Here is a 13,044-nt window from a genome sequence, read left to right on the forward strand (position 1 = left end):
ACACACAACAGACGACAGGACCCACTCACCCCATGGCCAAAGCAGTTGCGACCATCAACCTCAAGGGTGGCGTCGGTAAATCCACGATGACGGCCGCGCTGGCGGAGTTCATGGCAGGCGACTTCGGTAAGCGTGTGCTCTTGATCGATCTTGACCCGCAGACAAACTTGACAACAATGATGATCGGTCCCGATCAGTGGCAGGCGCTGAACGAATCCGGTCGCACGCTGAAAGCGCTGTTCGAGGAAGCACTCGATTCGGAAGCGGCGTCATTCGACATCGAGGATGCGGTTCAACGGAATGTCTCGCCGTTGGCGAACCTCGGAGGAATCGACTTACTCGCGTCGTCGCTGGACATGATCGAGATATCTGAGGAGGTCGCAGCGTGGCAGTACGACGAACCGGACTCGCTGGAGCCTGTGCTCGTACTCAAGCGAGCCGTGGACAAAATTCGTGATCAGTACGACTACATCTTGATCGATTGTCCGCCGAACATGGGGATTATCACCCGAAATGGGTTGATGCTGGCCGATGCCTATGTCATCCCAACCATCCCAGATGTGTTGTCAACGTACGGTATTCCGCAAATTCAGAAGCGGGTACGCATGTTCTCAGACAAGACAGGCCATAAAATCAAGGCGCTGGGCTTGATTATCACGAAGTACCGCAAAGGCACCAATCTGCACCGCGACACCATCCAGCGCCTACAGAATGCGGTCCTCGACTATGACACGCTACCAGCTCATGAACGTGAACTGACGGAACGACCACCGAACGTCATCCCCGTCTACATCCCCGATGCGATCGCAATCGCCAGCGCCGCTGACTATTTCGACTGGGGCACCCTGAACAAGCGATACGGCGGCGGGGCTACTGTCGGGGCCCTGAACGAATTGACCAGCCACCTGATGACGAATGTCGAGATCTACACATGAACAACCCAGAATCACTTGCCGACGCCCGTTCCTCCTTCGAGACATCCCTTCTCGCATTGTCTGCTCGAGACAAAAATGCCGCGACAGTCATTCTCACGCTGGCTCGCCTCGCCGCTGACGAGATGGTTCGGAACACCGAGTTCGCTTCTGCGGCAACAGCCCTGAGCTCTTCTCGAACAGCTCCTCAAGCGCAGGCCACCAGCGACACCCCCACACCCCCGACGGGGACCACGGCTCCAACACGCCGAACCCGCACCGCCCGCACGCCGGCTGTGCTCGACCCGTTCCAGATCCTGCGCAGCGACGGGCAGGACGGCCTCGTAACCCGACTCGGCGGACTCGACCTCGAGCAGCTCCGCGACATCATCCACCAGTACGGAATGGACCCGGACAGGAGAGCGATGAAGTGGAAGACCATCAGTAAGGTTCGCGAACGGATAGTCGAACGCGCGCTCTCGACCAGCTCGCGAGACAATGCCTTCCGTTGAACACCGCCTAGATCGACATGAGCGCGTCGCTGAACAGGCCTTTGTCTTCATGGCCAACGTCCGGCGTTCCGAACAGCAATGCCCGGTCCAGGTAGCGGTTGCCCAGTTCACACGAGGTTTCTGGGAGTAGTACGCACGCGTGACATGCAGCCAGGTTGAGCGCGTCCGTTCCCGAGCCATGCGATTCGATGCAAACGGGATCGGCCGAGCACCAGGACAATCTCGCCAATCCTTCAGCCAGCGCCGGGCCCAACCGCCCAGTTTCGGCCTGCGATGCAACTCCGCCGAGGCTGCCCGCCGAATCGGAGCTCGCCGTGTAAATCAACACGCCCGCCATATCTCCGTCATCGATGTACAACCGCTCGCGAAGTGACGCCGCCGGATACCCCGCAGACAACGACAGTTGGTCGATCAAGACGTGAGCAAACGTGTGGAGCGCTACCCGTATCAGCCCGGTCAGGTTCCGCTCCCCCGGGCGGGTAAGGCCGGGACCCGCGGCGCGCCTGAGCAAACTCCATCTCTCGGCCGCAAATTTCTTTTGGGCCCACTCTTCAAGGACATCACGATGAAAAGCCAGAAGAACGCCTTCGCCGATAACCTCGATCGCGGGCAGCCAGTGGGTCTTTTCAGGTGACAAAGCGCATAGGGTCTCGTCGCTGTTTTCGTCGTCGAGACGCGTAAAGCCGTACAGTGCTCGAACCTCGCGGAGCCTGGTCACCTTTCGTACATCGGAGACCAGATGTTCGAGATCAACCGGCACGTCCCTTTCAAGGCAGACAAAATCGTCGTCGAGGCCCTCTTGTTCTCTGCCCTCGATCAGTGCCCCGTACTCCTGCCGCCGCAAAGCTTCTTCGGTCAAGTGATCATCCAGTGCCTCGCCCCGGCGTCGTTCCAATTCTGTTTCGATTTGTTGGACGGAGAATCTCCGGGAATGCTCAGCCAAATTCCGCAGAAGTGCCGGCGTCACGGCTTCTGGATCGCCGAGTGAGACCCAGTGACGATCAACGAACTTGGCCAGCGCAGCAGAATATGGTGGGATCGAGATGGCGGACCTGACGGCCGGTAACCAGACATTCGAGGCGCCGCGCTGAAGGGTTCGTGGAGTTTCGTCGCAATTCTGTGTACTGTCCGGGCCCAGCCAGGGACGCCGCCCGGCGCACTTGCCGAACCCCGCGAGCGCTTTCGGGCTTGCAGAACCATCGAGACTTCGAGCTTGCACCCCGCACGTGCACGTCAATTCCAAGTCAGCGAGAGACGATGTGCGCCCTTGCGCCCTCAGATGCATCGTGTGATTCGATCCGCCGTCCTGCCCCTGGTGCAACCAACGGTAGTAAGGGAATTCATCGATGTGTCCTCGTGCACATGCCACGATCAGACGAAAAGGACTCAGCTCCGTGTGCTTCTCACAAGTGCACCGACTGACTTCCTTGTCATTCGACAACTTGCCGATGGAATCTATGCGGCGGCAGGACGGACACACCTGGGTAATAGGAAAACGGATGACGGGTATATCGCGTTTGCGCTTCGACCCTGCCGGAGGTGCCTTCAGTTCGGAGACACCCAGGCTCCGCGCAAGCCTTGGTTCAGTGATCGTGTCGGCATCGCGCGGCTTCCACTCGTGGATACCGGCAATCATGTAACTCGTTGTGTCAGAGGGGAACAGGCTACCGACACCGTATGTACTGAGAAGCTGGGTACGCCGAGCTTTCGCAACACTCATGATTCACTCCTCATTCTGATCGAGTAGAGCGCACTTTCTGCGTCGACATCTCGCAGACTCATCAGCGTGGGCCAGGGAGTTTCGGTCTGTGTGTACTCGATGTCTTGGTCCGTCAGCGCGGACGAAGGCTCGACGAGGAGGGTGTCCGACGAATCTTTGCGGTTTTCATATCTCATCGAATCACGCAAACCGGCCTCTGCAATCCAGACTTTCAACATCTCTTCGAGTTGCTCGACCGTGTCCGCTGTCTCCTCACCGTCCGTCGTCGACTCCACCCGCTTTTCGATAAGCGTAATCAGTCGACGAAGTTCGGCCTCATGGCTCGGTGCTGCGTGAGCCCCGAGGTCACCAGACATCGAGTCGACCATGAGGCGTGCTAGCGCGACGAAGACACCGTGAAGTCCGCGATCTCGAGCCCTGGCAGCGAACGGCGTCGCGCTCGTCGCTTCGACGGCCCTGTACAAAGCCTGGTGAAAAGGAACGAAGTTCTCGAAGTGCGACCGATCGCGCGAACGTGCCGAATTGAAAATCGTGACCACAAGACCGGGAAATCTCCGGCCAACCCTACTTGTCGCCTGGATGTACTCGGAGCTCGATTGCGGCTGACCCATCACAGCCATCAGCCCTAGCCGATCGATGTCCACGCCTACCGAGATCATATTCGTCGCCAGCACGACGTCATCTGAATTACCGGACTCGAACGTCCGCTCGAGACTCTTCAACCGCCGGGGGATATCGGCAGATGACACACGACTTGTCAGCTCGCCTGCCGATTGAAGCCGTCGTGCGTCTGTACCCGTTCGCCGTGCGACGACGCCAAGCCGCTCGCGCACGTCGCCCTCCACTTGGAGCAAGGCACTGCCGAGAACGCGCAAGCTATTGAAGTACCCAAGCAGCGTCCAATAGGGATCGCGGATCTCGGGTCGGCCTTCGATGTCTCGAGCAGCCTGTAGTAACGCTCCGTAGGTTCGAACGAGCAGGGTTGCGTGGCTTGTTGCGGGGCTCATCACTCCTACGTACATGCGTGTTCCCGCAACGTCGCGTGGCGCCGGTTCGGCGAAAAACGACTGGTCGGGGTCGATCCCTGGCGGCGGAAATTGGCGCGATTGCCGGTCGAAGACCTGTTTGATCTGCTCGTTCGCTCGTCGAATCGTGGCAGTCGAAGCAATGATCTTCGGACGCGACAAAACGTTGCCATCGGCATCGGTTGTGGAGCACGCGACATCGACCGCGGTCTCGTACAGGCCAACCATCGACCCCAGTGGACCCGAAATCAAGTGCAATTCGTCTTGGATGATGAGATCGGGAGCGCTGCCAACTCCGTCCCGAGCAAACAGTTTCCCCACCTCGGCACGCCACGCCATCATGGCAAACTTGTCCACGGTGCCTAGGATCAACTCGGGTCGGTACTCGTAAATATCCTGATCGACCAAGTAGACCGGCAGACCAGATGCAAAGTCGCACGTTTGGTTGCCACACGCGATGACCAGTTTGGGCGATGGACTGGAGACCACCTTGTACTTGGAGTTGTCGAGCGCTTTCCCACACCAGGGGCATTGGGTCAGCTGCACTGGATTTGCTTCAGTGATTTCGGTACCCGACCGCAAAGCGCGTAGCGACTTCTTCGCATCTTCCAGGGTGTTCGGTGTTCCCCCACGCCCTACCCACAGGCCGATCGAGAACGGTCTCGACCCCAACCCATTGTCTGCAGTTCGGATCTGCTCGAGCGCACACATCAGCATGGTCGCGCGCTCGAACTGCTGAATCGTCAACAGACGGAGCGTATACCGCATGATGACGGCTACACCGATAGCGGCGTTGTCACGAATTCGGCGCAGCAGCACAATAAATGCAACAAGTCCCAAATATGCTTCGGTCTTACCACCACCGGTCGGGAACCACAGAAGGTCTGCGACATCCCGTTCTGGATGGCTCCGATCCGCCACACTCGGAAGATTCAAGAGAATGAAGGCTATCTGAAACGGGTACCACGACTGCTCTTCACCGCCGTCGGCAGACCCCGTAGCGCCGTTACGGACCCATACCTGCCGAGCACGCTGCGCTTGCATCGCGGAATTGGCCAACCGGAACGCACGCAGTACATCCGGGTCCTTCTGCAGCAGTTCAACTCCGGCCTGAATACGACCGGCCGCTTCGCGGGCGCTTTCGATATGTTCGGCAGCCGTCGGTGTAAGCGATTCTGGCACATCGGTTTCTCCGGCCGCCAGCGAAGCTTCCAAAGTGGAAATCCACTCGCGATATGCGGCAACCAGCCTGCCCAAAGTGCCGATGAGTGTGTCGGTCGTTGCGCTGGCGAGAAACGACATCCGCAGATCTACGTCAGAACCCACTTGCCCTGGCCTCGCCCGCGAAACTTCATGTGTGGGCAGCAGGGTTGTTCCGATTCTGTCGGTGATCGGGGCTGACACTCCGTACCACGTGACGGCACAACCGTGACCGATCCCGAAGTTACGTGCATTGCGATAGATCAGTTGGGCAGATCGTAGATCGTCTTCGGCTCCGAGTCGGTTGGGCATGCTCCGGTCGACTATCGCATCGACATCCGTCGACACGATCAGCTCGACCTGAAACCATGCCCTGGCGTCCTTGAGTTCATTCTTTTCTGCAGTCTGTACGTTACGGGCAACTGCTGAAACCGTGACTTTGCCATCCCGCGGGTTACGGGTGAGGACGTACAGTTCGAGACCTGGTGCCACACGCAGTTTCACGGCACCCTTGGTAGCCAACGAATGCGTCACTCGATCGGGGCGGACTAGCTTCCTGCTCCACGTTGCTGGCCTGGTGCGGCCACGGCGGCGAGGCGAGGAGTCGTCCGGTTCGACCAAATCCTCCGACGGGTCGTATCGTGCGGCCGAGACATCGAAGTGAACCACGCTCACCCGTGTCGAGTCGACCGTGAAGGTCAGGCCCATCGATGAGGGGTAGCGCATGAGGGACTGCGCGACGGGTGAGTCGCTCGCACCGTCAACGGTGTCGGGCTCCGCACTGTCGGGCTCCGGCTCGTCCTGCAGTGCATCATCCAAGGGCCACAGCACACCCACCACGTAACGGTCGAGAGGAGCCTCTTCGAGAACTTCTTCGTCCCCGCCTGCGGGCCCGAGGAGATCGCGTCGAAGATCCTCAACCATTTCGCTTCGAAACCCGTACATCTCATCGAGGTCAGTTGCGCCAGTCATCGGTTCTTACCGTCCCATTTCGTTGTCCAGTCCGGCCGAATCAAGCCTGCCAGTCGGGGCACAAGCCAGATCCCGGACTCGCCAAGCCCTACTTGTTCACTGATTTCGGGTGACCCCACCACCGACTCGATCGACATCACTGTCGCGCCATTGATGACCATCGGCCATCGTGCGCTACCGATGGTGAAGATGCGCCTGACCTCACGCCCAAATTGCTCGGTGGTACGGGCAAAGGCCATCCCCGACGGCACTTTCACGATGTAGATCGGTGCGTCACGGTGGGTCCAGTCCAAGTCCAGATGGAGAGTCACCGTTCGCCCCGCCAACGCCCCGCTCGCAAGAATCTCCTGCACTGCCACTGCATTTCCGTCAACCTCGAACGGCTCGTCAGTGTCTATGTCCTCGACGCGAGCTTCGATCGCCCGCGCTCGCTTTTTCCCACCAACCCCGAAGCCTTGCTCAGTCCAACGACCTGTCTGTCCTGAATCTTTCTGCATCCAAGACCTTGTCTTCTTGGGGGTACATCTGACTATCTCGTCCCGGGCGCGGCTCAGCGCCACGTAGTTGCGGCGAGCAATCGCGAGGTCGTCTTCGCCGGATTCGTACTTGTTGTCGTACAAGAAGACTCGGTCGAATTCGAGCCCCTTCGCACGATGAACGGTGGAGACAACAACGTCCTCGGTTGTATCGGCCAGCAAGGCAGTCGGTATTCCGTATCCCCCGATCACCTTTCGAACACGGGACACGTCAAGGTCGTTGGGAAATTGTGTACGCCCCTCCGATTCCTTCAATAGATTCCACGCGTCCGTCGGGTTTGCCACCGACGTATTGCGCAACGCAGCGATGACGTCCTCGCGTCTATTGAGGTTCCTCGGCAATTGTTGGGTGAGCTCGGCAACCCACGCGCGAGCACCGTGTTCCTGAGCCGTTCGTCTCAATGTGTGCCGGACGTTGATCGATGTCAGTTGCTGAGACACTCGCAAAGCGTCTCCATTGGTCTTCGTGAGTACAGCGGTACTCTTGCCTGCGCGGTAAACATCACCCAGCCAAGTATCTGAGTCCACTGCATCCAATCCTGAGATGAACTGGTCGACCTCTGCACGAGCTGCAGCCGGCTCTTCGATCGTCCTCAAACGTGGCCCTAGCTGTACGACAGCCAGAGGAACTTCTCCACGCGCACGAAAGTTTCGTTGGAGCCCGGTCGCCTCTACGTCATCCAGTCGGCTCAATTCGTGAATCACGTCCAACCGCTGATTCCGTTCTTCCGGAGTCAGCTGGAAGTCGTACAACGCTTGATTCGGATCGCCGAGTGCAGTGAAGCCGACATCGCCGCCCAATCTGTCGATCAGAGCCAGCGCTAGCCGTGCTCGCTGACCCACCAGATCCTGAACCTCATCCAGGACGACGTGCTGGATATCGTCCAGCATGGGCAGATCGATATCGCCGTCGGTCAGTAGCTGCACTGCACGCGCAATTCGATTCTCGAAGTTCCCCTTTGGCTCTTCGTCGGCATCGATAATGACCCTGTTGGCGAAGGAGTCGAACGTGCGAATTTCCGCTTGTGCCAGCACCCGCGTCTGAAGTCGACTACGAACAGCGGATACTGCGGCCCTCGAGAAGCTCAGGACAAGCACCTCAGTTGACAGCGACAGGTCGCACTCGCGTGCCAGATGGTCGAGTCGCGCTGCGACAACTTCGGTTTTGCCTTGCCCAGCGCCGGCTATGACCACAAGTCGGTCTTCTGGTTCCGCCTCGGCGATGCGACGTTGAAGGTGATCGAGCTCGAATGCGGTCGCACCCAGATCTACCTCTAGAGAAAGGGTTTCGGGTTCGCCCGTCGAAACTGAAGTAGGCGTTGCCAGTTCAGCGGCTGCGCGGCGCCGGTCACGGAACCGCGTCAACGCGTCGATGGGGTGCCTTCTGGCCCTGAGCCGATCGCGGAACCTCGGCGTGGCTATCCGACCTACTTCGACTACTGGTGAAGCTGTTGGTTGATCAAGGGGCGCTGGGGATTCATCTGAACCTTCCAGGCGCGCCAGCAGGCTCGTTAAGCGTTGCTCGATCGAGCTCGCCCATCGCCCGGCGACCGCGTTGGACAGGTCCGACGTTGCAGTCTCAGAAAGATCCGGCCAGGGAAGTAGTGCATCAACGACAGCGTTCTGCAGCCGCTGCACGTCTGCCTGGTACTGGGTTTCAACCGGTTCGGCCACCACAAACGCAGGGCTCATCGTCAGGGTCCACGACGTATTCGGTCCCCACCGCCGGTCTATGGCACTCGCAATCGCCGGCCGTATGTCGGACAAGACCCGGTCACGAACGCGAGTTCCGATGGGCAGATCATTTAGCTCGATACCGCCGGGACGGATCTGCAGGGGCTCGTGGTCATCATCAGTTATACCGGTCGATCCGAACTCGAAGAACAGAGCATCGGCCGCGTCGACGTGTAGTGCGATCGCCGGTACCTGTGTATCCGTGAACTCGTCGTCCTGGTTCAGGTCACCGGTCGGGCGAGTCCCCGCTGTCCTGGTCAATTTTGCTGCCCGGAATGCTATGTGCGCATCCACGGAGAACTCTGGGACACGCAGACGCCAGGCCGCGAGCACCGTGTCGAGGTCACCCGGCGTTGACACGGACCGTTCGAGTTCGTCCAACGCATCGTAGAGCTCGGCTCCCTCTTGGATTCGACGCTGCGAACGAGCCCATGACCTCCATGTGCGTCGGTAGTCGCCGAAGAGAGCATCCAGGTCGAGCCCGTACTCACGGCGATAGAAGCTTGCGTACGTCTGGACTTCGCTGAGATCGACAACCAGGACGTCGGGCGACCAATCCGCGAGCTCTGAGTCGTCGATGAGTTCATCTAGAGGCCAAGGCAAGCGAGGAGGAACCTCGGTTTCTCGGACGTCGCCGCGGAGCACCAGCAATCCATCTGAAGTGGCCGTCACCGAGGCCGCCAGCTCGCCCACCGAGTCCGTCAGAGACGTGACGAACGACGCCACGCCACTGTTCTGGACAGCTGCACGCCTCACTCGGTCGTCCAGTGCCCGTGCTTCGACCAGAACAGTTCGTAGCGACGCAACAGCCTGCACTTCCACAACCGAACGCAAAGACGCTCCTTTCAGTCTCGAACAATCTATCCCGTGGACAGACTGCCCGGCCCGTTTACGTCCCCCGTGCGTGTCACCTCGCGTCAACCCGATCGTCCGGTCTGTCGCCGGTTCACCGTTTCAGCAACAGTCAACCGCATCCGACGCAGTGAGTGCCCGCCCCCAGCAGGAAGGGGTCATCACAATCCGTCCACGGCGACCGTGAGTGACCGCAATTCTTGCGTGCCGAACCAGCACCGTCTGCCGCACAACAGATTGAAAAGTAGACACGAGGATGTTGAACGGCCTGACCTTCAGACAGGAATCACATACTGTCGACTTCATGCAGTCGTCCACTCAAATGTTCGCAGTCGACGGTCAATCGTCTGTTCCAGCACGCCGCTCGTCTTTGCAGGCCGAGGGCCTTTGGGAAACAACTCACTTGGAACGGTGGGTAGTGGATCATCCTGAGATACTCGGCGAGAACGTTCTGATTGTGGCGACACAATACGACAAATGGTCGTCCGAATCCGGTACGAACGCACGAGAGAGACTCGATATTCTTGCACTTGACTCCAGTGGGCAACTCATCGTTGTCGAGCTGAAGCGAGGCTCTGACCCTCGGGTCCATTTGCAGGCATTGACGTACGCAGCTCTAGTCTCGACCTTCACGAAACAGTCACTCGCACATGCCCACGCGGCGTATGTAAACAGCATCGATACGGAAGGCACTCGCATCGACCACGTCTCCGCTTTGTCGTTGCTCAACGATCACGTTGCCGACGATTGGGATGTCGATCTCCTCACCCAGCCAAAAATTGTCCTTATCGCAGAGGACTTTCCGGCGCAGGTCCTGACGACTGTCAGTTGGATCACTGGCATTGCCGCCGGAAAACTCGAGATTGAATTGCACATCGTTAATCTCTTCGTTCTGGATTCCGGGGCTGGCCAGACTTGCGCTGTCTTCCAACGGCTCTTTCCCGTCGAAGACCTGGAGCCATCGCTGCTCAGCGCAGGTGCATCGGATAGCCGTAGTGCTGAAATCAGCGAACGGATCTTCAGCCGCAAGAGGCAAGCGCGCACCGTCAGCATCCTTGTGTCGAACAATCTAGTCCCAGCAGGCGGACGGGTGACACTAAATCTCGAAGGCATGGTTCGGCCGGAAGTGCGTGAGCAAGTTCAGAGCTGGGCGGTAGAAAATCCTGACCGCACTGCAGCGCAGTGGGTTACCGACCCGACTCGTCCGTTACGGTGGCTTGCGGACTCCATGGATCGAACCTGGGCTCCCACATCTCTAATCAAACACATCATTGCCGAAGCGACTCAGGGCAATCCGCCCGGGAGCATTCATGGGCCATTTGGTTGGGAATACCTCGGCCAACGACTTACAGTGATCGCGAACAAGGCCAAGATTGAGGACTGATGTGTCGAACCGGATGAAATCGGTATAAGTGGTCTCAGCGGGTACGGCACAGCGAAATGCAGGCAGCTCACGCCACGGGTGTCACTCGCCATTCTTGTTTTTGTCCGAGCTTCGGGAGGCAATTCCCTTGACGCTCCTACCGATCCAACCGGCACCCGCTGCGCCGATGCTGACCGCTTTGCCACCAATTTCAGCTGCGGCATCGCCAACCGCTTTCGCACGGTTTCCCAACTCGGAGAAAGCGTCGCTGATGGAGGGGTCTTCGTTGTCGATCCAACCGGTAACCTGACTGTTCCGTGCCGACGCGAAAGCGTCCAAGTCATTGCGCAGTTGGGTGATGTCACGCTTGAGATCACCTGTCGCCATCCATCGCACAATCTCCAGCGGCTTGACCGTGCCGTAATTGGACAGCTCGAGCCGAGCGTGACGCAATAGGTCGCCGTCCCGCTCAACGTGGTCCGCAAGTATCTCCCGTGCCGACGCGACGACTGCGTCGAGATGTTCGGGCTCCACCGCGCGCACACGAGCAATACGGAGCGTCTGCCAAAGGTAGAGCGAACTCTCCGCGATAACCAAGAGCTGCAGGGTCTCACCGAGACGCTCGTCCTTGACTGCTCGGGTCAGATACGCGGCGCGCTCCTGGACCGGCTTGTCCGCGTCGAAGCTGTTGACAGTTCGCTTCGCATGGTCACGAAGTCGTTCGATACCGACTTGAAGCTGCGGACCGAGCGAGGCGACGCTCTCCCAATCGGTCGTCGGAAGCGCGCCCGTCTCTTTGTAGACCTTGACGATGTGCGACAACGCAGAGTGATGGCCGAGGACATCCCCGACACGCGACGCTTCGGCGAGACGGAGGATCTTGTCGACCTCACCCTCGATGCGCCTAATTCCCTCCGACACCTCGCTGATTGCTGTCTGCAAGGCGAGCTGCACCACCATGATCTGCATTCCCAGGGCTCGAGTCGGTGTCATTGAGACCGACTGCCACTGCATCTGATGGCGGAACTTGTGTGCCGAGTCAACCAGAGTCATACGGTTGTATCCGGGGAGTCCCGGAATGACCTTGTAGGACTTGAGCATGTCAACAGTCTGAGGAGCAAGTTTCACGAAGTGACCATGCTGCATCTTCGCTGCGGCTGCAGCGGCTATCAGTCCACCCGCGTTCGCTACAGCGGTTTTGTCGATGCCGGCAACCTGCACCCCATCGCCGGCAAGGTCCTTGATTCGGCTGAGGTAACCCGCAACCGCGTCGTCATCACCCGAAATCAGCAGGCCCTCCGGCTCCACGTGCACCGAAATTCCAGAGGACTCGAGCAGCTCCCTGTCGAAGTCGGTCAGTTCCTGGTTCATCCAGTCATCGGTCATACCAAGCCTCCTGAGGTTGTAAGCGCAGACATTAATCGAACCGACCGACAGGTTCTTGAGCGCATCGGCAAACTTGGCTCCCGTCACGCCAGACCTAGCCGTTTGCGTTCCATCTGGATGATCGAGTTCTCTGCCGGAGCAATGCCCTGGTCCCACCCGTCGTCCACGGACGCATGGTCCATCTCCTTCGCCTGACTGCGTCGCGCATACTCGTCGAACAGCTGGGTCTTTCGTTCGAGCACTTCGCGCATCCGCTCATCGACTGTGTCCTTCGCCAGCAATCGATGCACCTGCACGGTACGTATCTGGCCCATCCGATGCGCCCTTGCGATCGCCTGGACCTCAGTGCTCGGCTTCCATTGGGGCTCAGTCAGGATCACCACCGAGGCGGCCTGGATGCTCAAGCCCACGCCGCCGGCTTCGATCTGACTGACCAACACTGCCCGACCATTGTGCGATGTGAAGTCGTCGACCATCTGCTGCCGTTGGGTCGATGACGTTGCACCAGTCAGTGGGCCGAATACGACGCCTGGCACCTCGCGGCGGACTGCGTCGAGCACTGACTTGAAAACGAGAACACGATGATCTTGACGCCGTTGTCCTCAGCCTCCTCCACGATTTCCCGCAACCGTTCAATCTTGGCCGACTTCGTCTACCCCGAAACTGCGTATGCCGACTGTCGCATCGCCATGAAATTTCGTGATGCCACCGCGTCCCGGTACCGCGAGTTGTAGTCGGCCGTCGGTTGCACCCAGTCCTCGACTTCGATGAGTTCCGGCAGCTCCTTGACTACGTCCACCTGGTTACGTCTGGAGTTCCACTGAGAAGAACTC

The 13,044-nt window shown here is 59.0% G+C and carries 7 protein-coding genes and 1 pseudogene; 3 read left to right on the forward strand and 5 right to left on the reverse strand.

The annotated features are described in order from the left end of the window. Positions 1-32: 32 nt before the first annotated feature. Together AC5WEY_RS21485 and AC5WEY_RS21490 are read left to right on the forward strand one after the other, a co-directional pair. On the forward strand, positions 33-935 hold the full coding sequence (locus AC5WEY_RS21485; protein ID WP_495647453.1) for a ParA family protein: 903 nt from the start codon (positions 33-35) through the stop codon (positions 933-935). Then, positions 932-1,423, forward strand: coding sequence for a hypothetical protein (locus tag AC5WEY_RS21490; RefSeq protein WP_495647454.1), 492 nt, complete (start codon positions 932-934; stop codon positions 1,421-1,423). The genes AC5WEY_RS21485 and AC5WEY_RS21490 overlap by 4 nt, the downstream gene beginning before the upstream one ends. A gap of 7 nt (positions 1,424-1,430) precedes the next feature. Here AC5WEY_RS21490 and drmB read toward each other — a convergent pair whose 3' ends face one another. The 3 genes from drmB to AC5WEY_RS21505 all read right to left on the reverse strand — a co-directional run bounded on the left by drmB (position 1,431) and on the right by AC5WEY_RS21505 (position 9,303). Further along, positions 1,431-3,143 (reverse strand): DrmB family protein, encoded by a 1,713-nt coding sequence (gene drmB / locus AC5WEY_RS21495; RefSeq protein WP_495647455.1) that lies wholly within the window; start codon positions 3,141-3,143, stop codon positions 1,431-1,433. After that, a complete protein-coding gene (locus AC5WEY_RS21500; protein WP_495647456.1) occupies positions 3,140-6,205 on the reverse strand; it encodes a helicase-related protein in 3,066 nt (1,021 codons plus the stop codon). Before AC5WEY_RS21500 ends, drmB begins: the two co-directional genes overlap by 4 nt. Positions 6,206-6,336: 131 nt before the next feature. Continuing rightward, entirely contained in the window at positions 6,337-9,303 is a 2,967-nt protein-coding gene (locus AC5WEY_RS21505; RefSeq protein ID WP_495647457.1) for a UvrD-helicase domain-containing protein, read from the reverse strand. Positions 9,304-9,721: 418 nt separating this feature from the next. On the opposite strand from AC5WEY_RS21505, the gene AC5WEY_RS21510 reads away from it, so the two are divergent. Then, entirely contained in the window at positions 9,722-10,846 is a 1,125-nt protein-coding gene (locus AC5WEY_RS21510; protein ID WP_495647458.1) for a DNA-binding protein, read from the forward strand. A gap of 81 nt (positions 10,847-10,927) precedes the next feature. Here AC5WEY_RS21510 and AC5WEY_RS21515 read toward each other — a convergent pair whose 3' ends face one another. Together AC5WEY_RS21515 and AC5WEY_RS21520 are read right to left on the reverse strand one after the other, a co-directional pair. Next, a complete protein-coding gene (locus AC5WEY_RS21515) occupies positions 10,928-12,298 on the reverse strand; it encodes a hypothetical protein (RefSeq protein ID WP_495647459.1) in 1,371 nt (456 codons plus the stop codon). Then, positions 12,295-12,792, reverse strand: a pseudogene (locus AC5WEY_RS21520) (helicase-related protein); the annotation flags it as partial. The pseudogene AC5WEY_RS21520 and the gene AC5WEY_RS21515, both read right to left, overlap by 4 nt. Positions 12,793-13,044: the final 252 nt, after the last annotated feature.

The organism is Rhodococcoides sp. S146-33 (assembly GCF_059489205.1).